The organism is Aneurinibacillus sp. UBA3580 (assembly GCF_002375825.1).
Classification (GTDB): Bacteria; Bacillota; Bacilli; order Aneurinibacillales; family Aneurinibacillaceae; genus Aneurinibacillus; species Aneurinibacillus danicus.
Map to the genome: position 1 here is coordinate 17,005 of NZ_DFMZ01000077.1, position 18,356 is coordinate 35,360.

Consider the following 18,356-nt stretch of genomic DNA (forward strand, 5'->3'; position numbering starts at 1 on the left):
TTCAATGGGGAAAAAGGCGAACGTATTATGAAGGAACTCGAACAAAAATGACCCTGCTACCCTGCTCTGGGCGGCAGGCTTTATTTTTGAGTTAGATGACATATGATTACATTATTAGTATTTTCACTATTTAAAACATTTAAGTCGTAGAATTTGTCAATAAATTGTTCAGATAAGGAAAAAAATCCCGATATATATGTGTGTATGTAATAAATCCTATTCTGATCAACCATTTTATGAAAGGATGCTGTTAAAAGGGGGGCTATCATTGTTACAGTTATTTAAAAAGAGTACAAACGATCTTAAAAATCTTATTGACCAAATTAAACGAAATGAAAAAAATGTTGCAATTACCGTAAAGCCTAATAGCGATGTTGCAACAATACTGCAAATGACTAAGCTAACAATATATGATTTATCCGCAATTCAACTATTGCAACCATATGTGAAAGAAAATATTGATAAGATTGTCCGAAATTTTTATTCTAATCTAGCCTTTGAATCCAGCTTAATGAAAATCATTCAAGAGAACAGTACAATCGAACGTCTAGAGAAGACGCTTAGTCAGCATCTAGTGAATCTTTTTTCTGGAAAGATTGACGAAGACTTTGTAAAACAGCGACATATTATCGCACATGTACATGTGCGGATTGGACTGCAACCGAAGTGGTATATGCTTGCATTTGCGGACTTGACCAACAGCTTAAATGAGATTGTTCTTGCAAACACGACGAGTAAAGAAGAATATGCAGTGTTCTCCAACGCCGTAAGTAAGATTCTGTCCTTGGAACAGGTTATCGTGTTGGAGGCCTATGACAAGGAAAATGAACGAGTCAAGCAAGAAGCCCAAAAGGCAAAAGGGGAAGTTCAGAAGGAAGTACGTGAGACAGCAGAGGAGCTTGCTGCCATTGCGGAACAGGCAAGGGCTTTCTTGCAACAGGTTTCAGCACAATCCGTGCAAGTAGTATCCTTTGCACAGGCTGGCTCTATGTCTGCACAAGAAACGGAGCAACAATCCTTAGATGCGCAACAACGTCTGAATGAGCAGATGGAAGCAATGAAAAAGATTGAAATATGTATGAATGAAGTCAATGAACAGATTGAAACGCTCAAAGTAACATCTGCAAAAATTCAAGATGTTACTGGAATCGTTTCTTCCATTGCTGATCAAACCAATCTTTTAGCTCTGAATGCCGCCATTGAAGCAGCACGGGCTGGAGAATATGGAAGAGGATTTGCTGTTGTTGCCGATGAAGTCAGAAAACTTGCAGAACAAACGAAAAGCAGTTTAGATAATGTAAGTACACTCATTTCTGAAACGAACAAGGGAATCGCAGGAGTCAACCAATCCGTAGCCCAGGCTAATATTTTGGTATCCAATGGAGTGGAGGGGATCAACCAGCTAGATCAATTCTTTGATCAGGTGATTAAGTCCATGGGACAAATCAAAAAAGGAAGTATTCAAATTGACAACGAGTTGCAGTCGCTTGTGACTGTCATCAAAGAAATTACAGATGGTGTTAGCACAATTGCTACATCTACTAATAATCTAAATGAAATTGTAAAACAAATGTAGTTACAACTAAAATGCGGGAATTTTTAAACACAAAGAAATAAAGTAAAATAGACATGGGGTAAACATATCTTTATAAAGTTAACGTTAGAAATAGTCAGGTAAGTCGGGGGCATCGCTGTCCCTTTCTCTCCTCAGAATCATGCGTGAGTCTTTCAACTCATACGGCTCAAGTCTTCTTTTTCCTCGTCCTCGTATCGTAAGACAACATCATACGATACGGCATGCTGTTCCCAGTCCCCAGTCATATTTCCTTCACTTACAAAGTAAGCGAGACATGCGCGGACTGGCAACAAGGGATTTCTCCGTAAACTTATTTTCGCCTTAACTTAGCATCTATTGAATAAAAACTGTGCTATCAAGATATATTCTCTTGGAATGTAAAAATAATGTAAATTTAGTGACTATGTATTTTTTTATTCAGTATTTTTTGATACCCTAATCTTTGTCGAAAAGGCAAACTCATTGAAAGATGAGGACGCAAAGCCACGGGCCTAAAGTGTTAGAAAATGCTATGGCGGCCGGGTTACCGAAAGGAGAATAGGAATGAGAAGGAAGTATTCAGTTGAGTTTAAGCGCAAAGTAGTAAAACAAGTTCTAGAAGCGGAGAAGCCTAGTCATGTAGCCAGAAAACATAAACTAAGCAGTATCACTATTTATCGATGGATTAGTGAGTATAAACAAGGAAAATACAATTTGAACGTTAATAGAAATTAAAGAACAGAAAGAGACCCGGCACAAGGCCGGGCTTTTTAATATGAAATCCGGTATATAACGTTCCTATTTTTCCAGTTGTTTTAACATAATTCCGAAAGAAGTCTCCCACTTCTACATGTGAAGGTGCTTTTAGCACCAATGAAAGTGGGAGATGAATGTCGGTTAGGCGTAGCCTAACGTTGTTTCTTGCAGAACATTTGATCCCCTGATATACTTTTCTTAGTCTAATCTAATCAGGGTCATATGAAAGAAGGTGATGCGTATGATTCGTGCGAAGAAAGTCTATTTCCGGGCATCCAAAACGGATATAGATCGGTTGTTTGCCTGCAACCGGGAATCGGCTCTTGTTTGGAATGAATGCTTACGGCTGGCAAAAGAGTATCATCTTGAACATAAAAAATGGATTTCGAAATCCGAGCTTCAGAAACAAACAAAAGGGAAATTCCACCTACATAGCCAATCCATTCAGGCGGTTTGCCACAAATATCTTTTCGCCAGAGACTCCTCCCATCAGGCAATCAAAAAAGGAAAGACAACTATACGCTATCCCTACAAGAAAAAGAAACATTACAACACCAAATGGGCAAAAGACGGGTTCAAGATTTACCCAAATGGAAAAATTGAACTATCCATGGGCGTTCACAACGGAAAAAGGAAAAAACCGATTGTGGTTCATGCGTCCAACCTGCCACAAGAGAATATCAAGGAAATCGAACTGTGTTACGACAATGGATTGTATCTTGCGGTTTCTTTTGAAGATGGGCAAGAAAACAAGCCCTATCAATCCAGCCATTCCGTCGGTGTTGATATGGGAGAAATCCATACCCTTTCCGCTTTTTGTGAAAATGGACAGGCCTTGATCGTTACAGGTCGAAAAATACGTTCTCTTCACCGTTTGCGGAATAAGAAATTGGCAGAAATCCAACGTCTGCAATCGAAATGTAAAAAAGGATCCCGCCAATGGAAAAAATACCAACGAGCCAAACAGTATATTCTTTCCAAATCAGAGAAACAACTGCAAGATGCGCTGCACAAGGCGACACGGAACTTTGTGAAGTGGTGTGTGAAGCAGTCGATTTCAGATGTGTATGTGGGAAATCCTGAAGGGGTTCAACGAAATACCCGCAAGAAAAAGAAAACAAACCGAAAGCAGGCTCAGAAATTGTCCAACTGGTCATTTGGAAAAGTGAAAGACTATCTCAAATATAAATTGGCACAAGACGGAATCAAGATGCACGAGGTGGATGAGTCGTATACAAGTCAGACATGCCCTGTCTGCAGGAGGAAACAAAGAGTGTCTTCCAGAAATTATGTGTGTTCATGCGGATATCGTGAACATCGGGATGTTCATGGCGCACGAAACATTTTAAGTAGAGCCATATATGGTGAGATGCTTCCTTTCGATATACCAACGAAACTGAAGTATCTACGTATCGCGTAAGCGAGAAGTAGTAGAAGGTTTGTTCCGACCCTTCTGTATCTATCAAAGGGTACAGAAGTTGCTTACTTACGTGTCGAGATGACTCCGGTATGTAATCGAGTATGGGAGGCAAACCCTCTTATGCGCAGAAGCATCAACGATACGGCTGGTAAGAAACTCCCACCTCTAAGTGTTAGCGTAGGTGGGAGAGGTTCATCGGTGAAAATAATACTAGTAGCTCTTTTGTATTTGTAATATCATACTATATTTCAATATATAGGAATATATAGTGTTTTAGAAGAGGTAAGATGAGGTGAGATAGGAAAATTACAACCCTCTATTCGGTTGTGAGTGGTTACATAGTGGAAAAATATATAAACCATATACAGGTATTTATAACGGAACGGAGCTATAATATTTCTGGAACTGTTACAAACTCTAGGTGAGCAGCTTTCAATGCCTTAATAACACCAGGAAGCGCCTGAACCGTGCCTGTTAAATCGCCACCTTTGCCGCTGGCACTGTGGAGTAAAATGATTGAACCGGGCTTTGCTTGTCGTAAAATATTCTGCGTAATTTGTTTGGCAGATAACTGCTTCCAGTCCAAAGAATCAACATCCCAATGGACTACAGTATAACCATGTTTATGTAACCACTTGAGTTGCTGCTTTGTCGCTGCTCCATAGGGTGGCCGGAATAGCCGTGGATTATAACCAAGGAGAGGTCGAAGGACTTCTTCACTTTTTTTCATTTCCCATTCAAACCGATCGCTTTTCGCTTTTAAAAGATTGAGATGGGAATAGGTATGCCCGCCAACTGCATGTCCTTCATTTTTAATGCGACGTACGATTTGAGGATATTTTTGTGCTCTTTCAGCCATTAGAAAGAAAGTGGCATGGACATGATGTGCTTTCAATACATTGAGGATTTGCGGGGTAAACAACAAATCCGGACCGTCATCGAACGTAAGGGCTATTTGACGTTTTGCCCGTGAACCGGAAAAGACCATATTGCCAGGATATGACTGCAAACTTGAAAGAGAAACAGGTACCTGTTTGGCAAATGCGAACAAAGGATTACATGACGGTTTCTTCATTATCACACAGCCTACTCCCCATGCAAGGAAAAAGAATAGAACAATACAAGTTATTTTTCTCATTGTCTACCCTCATTTTCAAAAAAATTGTATGCTTAGTATGCTTTTCCCTTTGTTTTTTATTCCTTAATACATTTTTCAATTGAAGACAGACAACGTCTCCTAAAGATGATGTTGTATTTTTGAAAGGATAAAATAGGAGATAGCTACGAGGATTCCTTCATTATTTTACCCTGATAAAGGAAGCGATTAAACAAGAATCGTTCGTCATTTTCTAATATGTAACTCTGTTTAATGAAAGGAAAACATATAAAACAGCACAAGTCGTCAGCAGGCGGCTTTTTTGCCCATCTGCCATGCTGTGATGGGAGCAGAAGAAATGGAATAGGAAGAAGTGTAAAGTAAAAAGAGCACCTTATAAAAGGTGCTAAACGAGTGGAGAGTCTTAAGAAGGTTGGGTGATGGTTGTTAGTACTTATAATAATACATAAATCCATATAAGTAAAGTATGATTTATGGAATAATTTACATTAACTCGCCTGCCAAGTTAGAAGGAGACCGCTGGATCGTAATGCGATGACTTTCCTCCATTCCCCGCTTTTCATAAAACTAGAGTCCCTGTATTTTTCCCCCAGAAGGAAAGGTTATAATAAGGGTGTTGTACATCCCATGTTGTGGAAATGATAAGCGAAGAAGGAGGCGCAAGTGATATGGATATGAATCGTTTTACACAAAAATCGCTGGAGGCGATTCAGCAGGCGGAGACGAAAGCGCTCCGGTATGGCAATCCGGAAGTGGAGACGGAACACCTGCTGCTGGCATTGCTGACGCAGCACGAAGGATTGCTGCCGCGCCTGCTGCATAAAATGAACATATCTCCCGAAAATCTTACCCGGGAGATCGAAAAAAGACTGGAGCAAAAACCGCGCGTATCCGGTCCGGGCCGGGAAGCGGGCAAAATCTATATCAGCTCCGGCGTAAACAATATTTTGCTGAAAGCCGAAGACGAAGCGAAAGCGATGCAGGATGAATATATCTCTATCGAACATCTTTTCCTGGGAATTCTGGAAGAAGTACAGAAAACAACAACGCTGCGCAATCTATTTGCAAGCTATGGCATTACCCGAAAGGCGTTCCTTGCGGCGGTAAATGAGGTGCGGGGCAATCAGCGCGTAACAAGTGCCACACCGGAAGTGACCTATGAAGCACTGGAGAAATACGGCCACGATCTTGTGGAAGAAGCACGCAGCAACAAGCTGGACCCGGTCATTGGCCGCGATGCGGAGATTCGCCACGTTATCCGTATATTGTCCCGCAAAACGAAAAACAATCCGGTGCTTATTGGTGAGCCGGGCGTCGGAAAAACGGCAATTGTTGAAGGATTAGCTCACCGGATTGTACGAGGGGATGTACCGGAAGGCCTGCGTGATAAGCGCATTTTTGCGCTCGATATGGGAGCGTTAATCGCAGGAGCCAAATACCGCGGTGAATTCGAAGAACGTCTGAAAGCGGTCCTGCAGGAGATTAAGCGCAGTGAAGGGAGAATCCTGCTGTTCATTGATGAGATTCATACGATTGTCGGCGCTGGCAGGACAGAGGGCGCAATGGATGCGGGCAATCTGCTCAAGCCCATGCTGGCGCGCGGTGAGCTGCATTGCATTGGTGCTACGACGCTGGATGAATACCGCAAATATATTGAGAAAGACGCAGCGCTTGAGCGCCGGTTCCAGACGGTTATGGCCGATGAACCGACGGTGGAAGATACGATTTCTATTCTGCGCGGCCTGCGTGAGCGCTTCGAAGTGTTCCACGGCGTAAAAATCCACGACAATGCGCTTGTCACGGCGGCGGTGCTCTCGCATCGTTACATTACGGACCGTTTTCTGCCGGACAAAGCCATTGATTTGGTGGACGAGGCGTGTGCGATGATTCGTACGGAGATTGACTCGATGCCGGCAGAGCTTGACGAGGTAGCTCGTCGCGTCATGCAGCTTGAAATCGAAGAAGCGGCATTGAAGAAAGAGACAGACCCCGCGAGCCGCGAGCGTCTCGAGCAGCTGCAGAAAGAGCTGGCCGAGCGCCGTGAACGCTTTGCGACGATGAAGGCGCAGTGGGAGGGAGAGAAGCAGGCGCTGCAGAACATCCAGAAACTTCGGGAAGAGATAGAGCAAATTCATCTGGCGATTGCCCGGGCAGAGCGGGAGTACGACTTGAACAAAGCGGCAGAGCTTAAATACGGCAGACTGCCGGAAGCGGAGAAGAAGCTGCAAATCGAAGAAGAGAAACAATCGGCCCGTAAAGGTGAAGAGGCTTTGCTGCGCGAAGAGGTAACGGAAGATGAAATTACTCGCATCATCTCGCGGTGGACCGGTATTCCGCTTTCCCGATTGGTGGAAGGAGAGCGGGAGAAGCTGTTGAAGCTGGATCGAATTTTGCACGAGCGGGTCATCGGTCAGGATGAGGCGGTAAACAGCGTAGCGGATGCGATTATCCGGGCGCGCGCCGGAATCAAGGACCCCAGACGTCCCATCGGTTCATTCATCTTCCTTGGTCCGACCGGCGTCGGGAAAACGGAGCTCGCCAAGACACTGGCTGAGACGCTGTTTGATACGGAAGAGAATATTGTACGCATTGATATGAGCGAATACATGGAAAAGCATAGCGTGTCCCGTCTGATCGGCGCGCCGCCTGGCTATGTCGGATTCGAGGAGGGCGGCCAGCTTACCGAAGCGGTACGGCGCAAACCATATTCGGTTATTTTGTTTGACGAAATCGAGAAAGCGCATCACGATGTGTTCAACGTGCTGCTGCAGGTGCTCGATGATGGTCGGATTACCGATTCGCAGGGACGGACGATCGACTTTAAGAACACGGTTATTATTATGACGTCCAATATCGGGTCAGCCTTTCTGCTCGATGGAATTACGGAGAATGGCGAGATTAAAGACGCTGTCCGCGATCAGGTTATGAGTGAATTGCAGATGAATTTCAGGCCTGAGTTCTTAAACAGGGTAGATGAGATCGTGCTGTTTAAGCCGCTGACCCCGGCCGAAATCGGCGAGATTGTTGAGCTGCTGATTATCGATTTGAAAAAGCGTCTGTCCGAACGCAATATTGGACTTGAATTGACCGATGAGGCAAAAGCGTATATCGCCAGGGAAGGCTATGATCCGGTCTATGGTGCACGCCCGCTTCGCAGATTTTTACAGCGTCATCTGGAAACGCTCATCGCCAGAACGCTGATCGGTGGTAAAGTTATGGATGGCTCCATGCTGACTGTAGATTATAAAGACGGGAAGCTGGCGTTGGACTGGAAAAATTCTTCCGATACACAGGCATAGTAAGAGCATACCCTCGCTTTTCGTGTGAAAGGCGAGGGTTTTTGTCAGCGGAGATAAGGGCTGAGTTGATCAATGGTGCTTTGCAGCTTTTCGGCTGCTTTGGTATAGACTTTTTTTGTTTCCGGATTCTTGGTTTCCAGAGCGAACATTTCAAAATCGGCTTGGGATTTTTTCAAGGAAGCGAGAAGCAATTGATTTTGGCTTGGCTGGGGCATTTGGAGCTGGTCGTTGTACAGATCAAGATACAATTGCCCCGAGGCATCGACTTGACCCATGAACACGTTGTCCAGTTTCACGCCCGCTTTCTCCAGTTCGGTATTCAGCCAGTCGGTGTTCCGGCCGCTTGCACGGAGCGGGTCAAGCATAATCTTCCCATCCATGATGACGGTTTCCGGCTCTTGTTCCTCAGGCAGGTTTAGCTGCAGATCTTTTATTGTGGCCGCCTGCGCTTGTTTTTTCGCCATCACGCTGAGATGGCCGCTTGTCTCCAGCATGGCGAATTCTACGTCGGCCACTTTGAATACTCCTTTTAGGCGCAACTGCTCAAGGAGCTCATCCGTACTAATGTGTTCCTTCTTCATGTTGTCTTCCAAAATCTTTCCTTTTTTAATGAGCACAGTGCCTTTGCCTTCAAACAGGTCGCGAACAAATTTGCTTTTTAATGAAAGATAATCAATAAGAAACGGAATGGCCGCAAAGACAATCAAGCTTGTGTAGCCATGAACCAGATTGTTTTCAATGTCCGTTGCGATAAATGCGGCAATATCACCGATAGTAATGCCGACTATGTATTCGAAAAATGTTAGCTGCGCCAACTGTTTCTTGCCGCTTAACCGGGTAATGACAAATAGGGTCACAAGGGCGAAAAAAGCACGCAGCGCGATTTGGATAACGTCCATCGTCCTTCACCTCGTCAGAATGTAACGAGGGTGAGCCGCTGACTCACCCTGCTGTCTCATGCTTAGAACCCTTTATATTGGGGCTCTTCTTGTTCCAGCTGCTGGATACGTGGCTCCAGCGCATCGATAATGGCTTGTGTTTGCTGAGCGTTCTGAGTGAAAAGCTGCTTTGCCTGTTGATTTTGCGTGCTTAACGCGAAAGTTTCCAGGCTTGCCTGCGCGCTTTTCAAGCTTGCTAGTGCCTGCTTTACTTGTGCTGATACTGTCATGACTCTCACCTCCACAACAAGTAGTATGTGCTCATCCTCTTGGTTTAAACACCAAAGCGCCTAAAAATCCGAAAATAATTGCGGCCGAAATCCCTGCGCTTGTAACCTCAAAAATTCCGGTAATAATCCCCACTAGACCATCGGTTTGCATCTCCTGTATGGCACCGTGGACAAGCGCGTTGCCAAAACTGGTAATCGGTACGGTCGCCCCTGCGCCGGCAAATTTAATGAGCGGTTCATACCAACCAAATCCGTCAAGAATGGCACCAGCAACCACGAGGGTAGACATTGTATGGGCAGGTGTCAGCTTTCCGACATCCATCAGCAACTGTCCAATGACACAGATCATGCCGCCTACTACGAAAGCCCAGAAAAATATCATCGCATATACCTCCTTATTCGCATGATTATTGTTCGATGGCGACTGCGTGCGCTACGCAAGGAATGCTCTCGTTCTGCTGGTAGCTGAGCGGAGAGAGAAGGGCGCCGGTCGCTATCACAAGCATGCGCTTCCATTCTCCGGCCCGCAGCCGCTTGAGAAGATGGCCGTACGTGACCGTGGCGCAGCAGGCGCATCCGCTTCCACCGGCCTGAACGTCCTGTTTGTCGCTATAAATCAATAAACCGCAGTCTGTCAGCTTGCTCTCAGGAACGTTGATATTATGTTTTTCAAACAAATCGCGGGCGATAGCGTGTCCAACCTTCCCTAAATCGCCGGTAGCGATAATGTCATAATGATCGGCGGTAATCTGCAGGTCACGGAAATGTGCTTCGATGGTGTCTACTGCCGCCGGAGCCATGGCCGCCCCCATGTTGAACGGGTCGCTAATGCCCATATCAACCACTCGTCCGATGGTAGCCGAGACGATGCGCGGACCCGTGCCGGAAGCGGCCACAACCGCAGCACCCGCACCGGTGACCGTCCACTGGGCGGTAGGAGGTTTTTGCGAGCCGTATTCCGTCGGGTAGCGGAATTGCTTTTCGGCTGTGGCATTGTGGCTGCATGTCCCCGCAAGGGCATACTTGGCTGCACCGCTATCGACGAGCTGTGCGGCGAGCGCCAATCCTTCCATTGAAGTGGAGCAGGCACCGAAGATACCGAGATATGGCACGCCTACCGTCCGGGCCGAGAAGCTGCTTGAGATAAGCTGGTTCATTAAATCGCCAGCCAGAAGGAAGTTAATATTTTCTTTCTGGATGCCTGCTTTCTTGATGGCTGTGTCGCAGGCGTCTTCCAGCATTTTTTTCTCCGCTTTTTCGAAGCTGTCCTGCTCGAGCCAGAGATCGCCGTACAGCAGATCGAAGTCATCAGCCAGGTTTCCCTGGGCCTCGAACGGTCCGCCGACGGCTGCCGAGGAGAGAATAACAGGTTTGTTCTGAAATATCCACGATTGGTGTCCCTGAAGCATTATGACATTCCTCCGATCGCCGACCAGGCCCACTTAATAAGTCCGATCACAAATGCTGCGAATACGCCGAAGACAATGACGGAGCCGGCCAGCTTGAACATCTTGCCCCCTACACCCAGTACAAGACCTTCGCTTCGGTGTTCCATTGCGGCTGAGGCGATGGAATTGGCGAATCCAGTCACGGGGACCGCCGTGCCGGCACCGGCATACTGGGCAATCTTGTCATAGACACCGAATCCGGTCAGCAGGACGGAAATGATGACAAGCACGGCAACGGTCGGATTGCCGGCCGTTTTTTCCGTAAAGTTAAAGTACGTCATAAAAAAATTTTGAATGAATTGCCCGAACAGACAAATAGCACCTCCAACGAAAAAGGCGCGTATCACATTTTTGACGACTGGTCGAGCGGGTTCATGCGCTTGGGCGAATGACTGATACTCAATCTGTGTCGGGGTGAGTTTCTTGTTTTTCGCTTTGTTTCCCATGAAATCTCCTCCTGTAAGTTTATTCAACTACGTTTTATTTTGGGGAGAAACGGAATTTTCATGCGTGGGACGGGGAAATCATGAGAAAAAGAAAACGCGAGACGGTGGGAGCGGGTGCGCGTCTCGCGTTTTGCCATATGTTTTAGTTCCTGTGGTGCTCGGCTCTCGCTTGTATCATTGCTTCCTCTTCTTTGCTTCTTTGAATAAGTTAATGCGCGGGGCTTCCAGCAGCTGTTTGTACGTAAATCTTGTGCCCAGAGAGGAGATGTCATGTAAGTAAAGGGAGTCTTCAATTTTTTGCGAGATGTCTTCCGGTATGAATTTATCGTAACAATTCGGACAATCGACCGAAGGGATGCCCAGAATTTGCACGGTAGTTCTGCCGTCCGAGGTAACCCAGTAGCAGTCCTGGGTACCCTCCTTCGCCTCTTCGGTCTCACACCATATGCATTTCATCCGTGTTCCCTCTTGCTGCTTATTTATTTTCTTTCGCCTTGGCGAGTTTCGCTTTCATCTCGTCGCGTTTGTCACGGCGATCCTTCAGGGAAGCGTGTTCTTCGGCTTGTTCATACTGCTTACGTTTGTACATGCGGCGCAAGCCTTCCGGCACCAGGTTAAATTTCTCGTCGCGCATGATTGCCGTGATGCCCACGGATTCTTTTTCTTCTGTCATACCGTACTGTTCGTTGAAGTAGGCGTCGGCACGTCCCGGTACATAGTTTTTCGGCTCCGGATACGATGTAATAACTCCTTCGAAGTTGCGCAGCACGACTTTATCCGGACTTTGCGAAATCATGTAGTTCGGCTGGAGCGCAATCTTACCGCCGCCGCCAGGAGCGTCGACCACAAATGTTGGTACAGCATAGCCGGACGTATGCCCGCGGAGTCCTTCGATAATTTCCAGGCCTTTGGATACCGGTGCACGGAAGTGACCGATGCCTTCGGACAGGTCGCATTGATAGATGTAGTATGGACGAACACGAATTTTTACAAGCTCGTGCATAAGTTTCTTCATAATCGGCACGCTGTCATTAATACCAGCCAGAATGACGGCCTGGTTACCGACGGGAACCCCGGCGTTTGCGAGCATTTCACATGCGCGTTTTGATTCCGGCGTAATTTCAAGTGGTGTGTTGAAGTGTGTATTCAGCCATACCGGATGATATTTCTTTAAAATGTTGCACAGGTTTTCCGTAATTCGCTGTGGAAATACGACCGGTGCGCGTGTACCGATACGAATGATTTCTACATGCGGAATGGCGCGCAGATTTTTTAGGATGTATTCAAGTACCGTATCATTAATTAATAAACCATCGCCTCCGGAGATAAGCACATCGCGTACTTCCGGTGCATTGGCGATGTAATCGATGGCCGCATCCAACTGCTTCTTCGGCACGCCCATGCCAACCTGGCCGGAGAAGCGGCGGCGCGTACAGTAGCGGCAGTACATAGAGCATTGGTTGGTTACAAGAAATAGTACGCGATCCGGATAGCGGTGGGTGAGGCCGGGTACCGGAGAGTCTTCGTCTTCATGCAGCGGGTCTTCTAGGTCGTATTTCGTTTTCATAATTTCCGCAGAAACCGGAACCGACTGCATGCGTACCGGGCAGCGCGGATCGTCCGGATTCATCAGCGACGCGTAGTACGGTGTGATATTCAGCGGAATGGTCTGCGTAGAGATGCGCACGCCTTCTTCTTCTTCCGGCGTTAGATTGACCACTTTTTTCAGATCTTCTACGGTTTTAATTGTATGGGTAAGCTGCCAGAGCCAGTCGTTCCACTGCTCTTCCGTCACATCCTTCCATAGTTCGATATCACGGTAGTTGCGTGTTTTTGCAGGTGCTTTATGCCAGCCTTCGCCCGGAGCGGGTTCCTGTACTCCTTTATTTAAATCTTTTTCGAGCAAGCCCATGTGCTGTACCTCCCTGGTATGTTCTCGTCGCATATTTATTGCAGCAAGATGCATGCCAAAGTGTAAAATATTCTAAAAATACTGATTTGACCATAGTTACAAAAAAAGAGGAGAATTTTCTCCTCCCTTTTTGCTATAAAGAAGTGCAAAAAAACTTGCGATTCATAAATTTTTTGCTGCAAGAAATTTGTCTACAAATTGAATTTCTTCAACTTATACTGAAGTGCCTGGCGTTTGACACCGAGTGCATCGGCGGTTTTACTGACATTACCTTGATGAAGCTTCAACGCACCTTCAATGATATCCCGCTCGATGCTTTCAATATAGGCGGGCAAATCCAGCGGATAAGAGGGCAGGGGAGAATCTACGGATTGGGCGGGTGTGGAGAATCCAAGCTCTGCAGGTGGATCAGTAAACTGCAGCGGCAGATGCCTTAGTTCAATCTTTTCCTCGTTTTCCTCGAGCATATTAAAGGCGGATTCGAGCGAATGGCGCAGCTCCCGGATGTTTCCCGGCCATGGATAACGCAAAAATACATTCATGACTTCTCTGCTAACACCTGTCACTTTCATTGCGAAAGTTTGGTTAAACTTCTCGATAAAATGTTTTGTTAACAATACGATATCTTCTTTACGCCGGCGGAGAGGCGGAAGTTCAATATTAACAACATTGAGACGAAAGAATAAATCTGAACGTAGAATATTATTTTTTAATGCCTCGTGCGGTCCGATATTCATGGCGGCAAGAATGCGTACGTTAACTTCCTGTTCCACGGCTCCGCCGACCCTGCGGACACGGCCTTCCTGCAGCACACGCAGGAGTTTGGCTTGCAGCATAATATCCAGACTGTTAATCTCGTCAAGGAATAGTGTGCCGCCGTTTGCCTGTTCGAAAATGCCGGGGCGGTCAATGGCGCCGGTAAACGCGCCTTTTGTCGTTCCGAATAGTAAGCCTTCCATCAGCTCACGCGGAACGGCTGCGCAGTTCTGCGCAATAAACGGTTTGTCGCGGCGAATGCTGGCATTGTGGATGCTTTGCGCTATCAACTCTTTTCCAGTGCCGGTAGGTCCGCAAATAAGCACAGGAGAGTGAGTACGGGCCGCACGTTTGGCGCGTGTCAGCGCTTGCTGGAATAACGGACTCTCACCGATTAAGTCACTGAAATGATACTGTGTATCGTTCTGCGTGTTTTTCTTTTCTTTCGTTTTCTTATAGAGCTGCTGACGCAAATCCAACACCTGGTCGTTCAGCTGGACGATGCGGGTGATGTCTTCCGCCAGCTCGACTGCACCGATGATTTCACCGCCCTTGCGCAGTGGATACGTGCTATTAATCGACGTAATTTGCTTGCCTTTCATATTCATGTAGGTCTGTACTTTATCTACGATTTCTTCCCCTGTGCTGAGAACGCGGATGAGCGTGCTGCTTTCATTGGTCAGTGAGGGAAATAGGTCGAATACACTCTGGCCGATTACGTCTTTGCGGTCCAATCCGTCGATTTCCGCCATCGTTTCATTGAAAAATACGGTTGTTCCCTCTCTATCGACAAGATGAATGCCTACGTTAATAATACCGAGCAGCCATTCGAATTCTTCCGACCAGATCGCCGCAAGTTTAGACATACATATCACCTTTTTCTGTGAAAATCGTGAAAACAGTGGCATATTTTTTGCAACATTCTTTAACTATGAAAAACATAGAAGAGCGGAGGACTGTTTATGACAACAAAAAATGAACGCTATTATCAAGTCTGTACGGAAATGGGAACCTATTTCACTATGGATGTCTGCCTTGATCCTTTTAATGCCCGCCTGCGCGTGGATGATTATCGCGGCGACGTACAGGCAATGCATGAGCGGATTTTAGAACTTGTGGAGAAACATGCATTTACAAAAGTGTTCATTAAATCACGTTCCGAAGATTGGCAGGCATTCTTACACCTTGGCTATATGCTTGAAGGCGTGTATAAAAAGTACTTTAATGGCAGCGACGCATACAGTATGGCCATGTACTTCACGGATGAGCGGCGCACAAGCGCATACTGGATGGAAGAAGACGAAATTCTGCGTCAGGTGTTCAAGCTTCCGTTAAAATCCATGGAAAATCGGTTTGCTCAGGGTTATTCCATGCGCCTTGCCACCATTGAGGACGCCGAGCAGCTGGCTCAATTGTACGGGACTGTTTTTCAAACGTATCCGACCCCGATGAACGATGCGACTTACATCAAGAAGGTCATCCTCGAAGGGACCGTTTTCTATGTGACGGAAGCAGGCGGCCGGATTGTCAGTGCCGCATCGGCTGAAGTAAACGCCGCTTACAATAACGCAGAGGTGACCGACTGCGCCACATATCCCGAACACCGCAAGCACGGACTGATGCGTCATCTGATTACGGCGCTTGAACACGAGTTGCGCCGCCGCAGCATATACTGCGCTTATTCGCTTGCGCGCTCGTTATCATTTGGAATGAATGCGGTGTTTCATCAACTGGGTTATGAGTATACCGGGCGCATGACCAAGAATTGCAATATCTTCGATAAATTTGAAGACATGAGCCTTTGGGTTAAGGATTTATCCCGCGGCTAGCAAGCCTACAGAACTTTCAATGCGGCATGGTCGAGCCGGTATGCCATAAGTGCTAGATGGAATTCGGTAAGCGCATGGGCACTTTGCAAATCTTTCTGCGTCTTTTCGGCGATCTGTTCCAACCGATATTTTAGCGTATGCCTATGGATGAACAGCGCGGCCGCCGTGTTTTTGATGTTGGAATTATGCTGAAGATAACAGTCCAGCGTATCCAACAAGCTGGAATTGTGTTTTTGATCGTATGCAAGCAGCGGGTCGAGAAGCGGGCTGTATAAAGCCGTAAGCTCTACCCCTGCTTTTTTCATTTGCAGAAGAGGGGCATAGGCTCCGATTTTATCGTAAGACAGGATAGGCTCTCCGGTGATGATCGATACTTGCAGAGCTTCCCGTGCCTCCTGCGCACCTGCAGCGGTAGTGGCAAGCCTTGTGAACGGTCGGCTTAAGCCGATGTGGAGCAGTTTGGATGCAAGCCGCAACTGCGCTTCCTGCTGCAGAGATTGGGCCGCTCTGATCGCGTCTTTTTCCTGTTGCACAGGAAGCAGGATTGTCATCGTTCGCTGTTTCTCACGCAGCAGTATAGGGATGTTTTGCTTTTGAGCCCAGGATTGGGCGAATGCCCGGAGGCTGTCTTCTGAGGCTGAGGCAATTTGCATGATGGTCATAGTTCCTTCCAGTCTAGAGCCCAGTCTATGCGCTAACTTCCGAAGATAGGTTTCATCCTGGCTGCCGGTCTCAAGGAGTTCATCAAGCACATCTTCCTGCATCCGGAGCAGCGCTTCCTCAACCGCTTTTCGTTTCAGGAACTCAATGGCGCACACCATTGCGGCCTGTTCAACGATGAGACGATCCATTTCTGTAAGCGGTGTTCGTTTTTGTACATGCAGGAATCCGTATTGCTCCTGGTCGGTCGCTATCGGATGAATAAGCCGATGTTTGGTTTCTTCAAATGAAACCGAAGTTTCGGAATGAATGCTGCTTCCCTCTAAACGGGTTGCCTGCGTGTCATAGACGTCCACTTCCGCCTGCAGGCGTGCGGCCAGCATATGCACAAGCGGAGCCAATCCCTGATTGTTTAATGCCAGCATGGTCAGTTCCCGGTGGATTTGCTGCGTATCCTGCATGATCTGCAGTTGGCGATTCACGATATGGCCAAGCAGCGCCTTGGTTACTTCAGAGAAGTTCATATGGTGTGGGATTTCAATCAGCGGCAGGTCATGCGCATCCGCCGCTGCGATGAATTCATCCGGAATCCGCTCCATATAAAAGCCGGTGTGAATCGCTACGGCTGACAAATGTTGTAACGCCAGCCGCTTGATAAAGTCATGCCGGTTCGCCTCCGTATCAAGTCCGTACCCGGTCGTAATCAGAAATTCTCCTTCTTGAAGTCTGGTTGTATCCTCGATAATTTCAACGATGGTGACCCACTTGATGACTTTGTGCAGTCCGCCGCGGCCTCCGACCAGCTTAATATGTTGAATGTCCGGCAATTCCAACGCTTCTTTTAGTGTAATCGACATGCTAATTCCTCTCTTTATACATCATGTATAAAAAATATACTACAAATTTATGTAATAGTGAGAATATTCTTCTTTGAATTGCCTTGTTATGATGAAAATATGAAGAAATGCAGAGGGGGAGCGTCCGATGAGAGGACATAGCCACGTTATTAAACCGCTGTTAGATAAAGAATATCCCACCGTTTCTCATGGTAGAGGAGTTTATTTATACGACATCGAAGGAAAAGCTTACCTGGATGGATGCTCGGGGGCCGTAACAGCCAATATTGGACACGGTGTACAACCGGTTATTGATGCAATGAATGAACAGGCGAAAAAAGTATCCTTTACGTACCGTTCGCAATTTACAAGCGAAGCGGCGGAAGCTCTGGCTGCCAAACTGGCAAGCTGGACGCCAGGGGATTTGGATTATGTATTTTTTGTCAACAGCGGGTCGGAAGCGACCGAAACCGTAATGAAGATTGCGATTCAATATTGGCAGGAGCAGGGTCGAACGACCAAAAACAAAGTTCTCTCACGCTGGATGAGCTACCACGGTATTACCATGGGCGCACTCTCTATGTCCGGCCATATTCTAAGAAGAAAGCGCTTTATTCCGCTGCTGGAGGAGTTTCCGTCGATTGAGCCTCCCTATTGCTATCGCTGTCCGTTCAACAGCACATATCCAAGCTGCGGCTTGCTGTGCGCCAACCAGTTGGAGCAAGCGATTCACCGCATCGGCGCTGATCATATCGCCGCATTTATCGCGGAGCCGATTATCGGTGCTTCCGGCGGTGCGGTTACGCCACCGCCGTATTATTATCAGCGGATTAAAGAAATTTGTGAGCGCTATAACATTTTGTTTATTGCCGATGAAGTGATGACAGGCAATGGAAGAACCGGCAAACCGTTCGGAATTGATCATTGGGGTGTCGTACCGGATTTAATGGCGCTTGGCAAAGGGATGAGCGCCGGATACACGCCGATGGCGGCCGCCATTGCCAGCAGGCGCATTATCGATATCATCGCCGCAGGTTCGAAGTCGATTATGTCCGGCCACACGTTTAGCGCCAATCCGCAATCCGCCGCCGTTTCGCTTTCGGTTATGCAATATATCGAAGATAATCAGCTGATTGCCAGAGCGGAAGAGCGAG

At 46.9% G+C, this 18,356-nt stretch carries 16 protein-coding genes and 1 riboswitch; of the genes, 6 read left to right on the forward strand and 10 right to left on the reverse strand.

Features of this window, described 5'->3' with window-relative positions; translation table 11 throughout:
* The first annotated feature begins 268 nt into the window (after positions 1-268).
* The 3 genes from B2899_RS11615 (at position 269) to B2899_RS11620 (ending at position 3,731) form a co-directional block, all read left to right on the forward strand.
* Positions 269-1,576, forward strand: a complete 1,308-nt coding sequence (locus B2899_RS11615; RefSeq protein ID WP_286885941.1) for a globin-coupled sensor protein — start codon at positions 269-271, stop codon at positions 1,574-1,576.
* A gap of 442 nt (positions 1,577-2,018) precedes the next feature.
* Positions 2,019-2,107: riboswitch (cyclic di-GMP riboswitch) on the forward strand.
* 12 nt (positions 2,108-2,119) lie between these two features.
* Positions 2,120-2,290 carry a transposase gene (locus B2899_RS18470; RefSeq protein WP_146812510.1) on the forward strand — a complete coding sequence of 57 codons (171 nt, stop codon included), beginning with the start codon at positions 2,120-2,122 and terminating at the stop codon, positions 2,288-2,290.
* Positions 2,291-2,606: 316 nt separating this feature from the next.
* Positions 2,607-3,731 carry an RNA-guided endonuclease InsQ/TnpB family protein gene (locus tag B2899_RS11620; RefSeq protein WP_286885943.1) on the forward strand — a complete coding sequence of 375 codons (1,125 nt, stop codon included), beginning with the start codon at positions 2,607-2,609 and terminating at the stop codon, positions 3,729-3,731.
* 388 nt (positions 3,732-4,119) lie between these two features.
* Here the strand turns inward: B2899_RS11620 and B2899_RS11625 are convergent, their stop codons facing one another.
* A complete protein-coding gene (locus tag B2899_RS11625; protein WP_146811390.1) occupies positions 4,120-4,869 on the reverse strand; it encodes a polysaccharide deacetylase family protein in 750 nt (249 codons plus the stop codon).
* A gap of 647 nt (positions 4,870-5,516) precedes the next feature.
* Here B2899_RS11625 and clpB point away from each other — a divergent pair.
* A complete protein-coding gene (gene clpB, locus B2899_RS11630; RefSeq protein WP_286885945.1) occupies positions 5,517-8,147 on the forward strand; it encodes an ATP-dependent chaperone ClpB in 2,631 nt (876 codons plus the stop codon).
* 44 nt (positions 8,148-8,191) lie between these two features.
* On the opposite strand, the gene B2899_RS11635 is transcribed toward clpB, so the two are convergent.
* From B2899_RS11635 to B2899_RS11670, 8 genes are all read right to left on the reverse strand, one after another.
* On the reverse strand, positions 8,192-9,046 hold the full coding sequence (locus B2899_RS11635; RefSeq protein ID WP_286885948.1) for a DUF421 domain-containing protein: 855 nt from the start codon (positions 9,044-9,046) through the stop codon (positions 8,192-8,194).
* Positions 9,047-9,108: 62 nt separating this feature from the next.
* Entirely contained in the window at positions 9,109-9,315 is a 207-nt protein-coding gene (locus B2899_RS11640; protein WP_146811393.1) for a DUF1657 domain-containing protein, read from the reverse strand.
* Positions 9,316-9,346: 31 nt separating this feature from the next.
* Complete coding sequence (spoVAE, locus tag B2899_RS11645; RefSeq protein WP_286885951.1) at positions 9,347-9,697, reverse strand: stage V sporulation protein AE; 351 nt, start codon at positions 9,695-9,697, stop codon at positions 9,347-9,349.
* Positions 9,698-9,722: 25 nt separating this feature from the next.
* Positions 9,723-10,724 carry a stage V sporulation protein AD gene (gene spoVAD / locus B2899_RS11650; RefSeq protein ID WP_286885954.1) on the reverse strand — a complete coding sequence of 334 codons (1,002 nt, stop codon included), beginning with the start codon at positions 10,722-10,724 and terminating at the stop codon, positions 9,723-9,725.
* Complete coding sequence (gene spoVAC / locus B2899_RS11655) at positions 10,724-11,209, reverse strand: stage V sporulation protein AC (protein ID WP_286885957.1); 486 nt, start codon at positions 11,207-11,209, stop codon at positions 10,724-10,726. The genes spoVAD and spoVAC overlap by 1 nt, the downstream gene beginning before the upstream one ends.
* A 174-nt stretch (positions 11,210-11,383) precedes the next feature.
* Positions 11,384-11,665, reverse strand: coding sequence for a YokU family protein (locus tag B2899_RS11660; RefSeq protein ID WP_286885960.1), 282 nt, complete (start codon positions 11,663-11,665; stop codon positions 11,384-11,386).
* 19 nt (positions 11,666-11,684) lie between these two features.
* Positions 11,685-13,121, reverse strand: coding sequence for a lysine 2,3-aminomutase (gene ablA, locus B2899_RS11665; protein ID WP_286885963.1), 1,437 nt, complete (start codon positions 13,119-13,121; stop codon positions 11,685-11,687).
* A 191-nt stretch (positions 13,122-13,312) separates the two neighbouring features.
* The gene (locus B2899_RS11670; RefSeq protein WP_286885966.1) at positions 13,313-14,743 is read right to left on the reverse strand and encodes a sigma-54 interaction domain-containing protein; all 1,431 of its coding nucleotides are present in this window, start codon (positions 14,741-14,743) and stop codon (positions 13,313-13,315) included.
* Between the two features lie 96 nt (positions 14,744-14,839).
* Here B2899_RS11670 and ablB point away from each other — a divergent pair, with 96 nt between their 5' ends.
* Positions 14,840-15,706: a putative beta-lysine N-acetyltransferase gene (gene ablB, locus B2899_RS11675; protein WP_286885968.1), complete on the forward strand. Its 867-nt coding sequence runs from the start codon at positions 14,840-14,842 to the stop codon at positions 15,704-15,706.
* Between the two features lie 5 nt (positions 15,707-15,711).
* Here ablB and B2899_RS11680 read toward each other — a convergent pair whose 3' ends face one another.
* Positions 15,712-17,223, reverse strand: coding sequence for a PucR family transcriptional regulator (locus B2899_RS11680; RefSeq protein WP_286885970.1), 1,512 nt, complete (start codon positions 17,221-17,223; stop codon positions 15,712-15,714).
* A gap of 127 nt (positions 17,224-17,350) precedes the next feature.
* Between B2899_RS11680 and B2899_RS11685 the strand changes: the two genes are divergently transcribed.
* A partial coding sequence (locus B2899_RS11685; RefSeq protein WP_286885972.1) for an aspartate aminotransferase family protein occupies positions 17,351-18,356 on the forward strand: 1,006 nt, incomplete at its 3' end.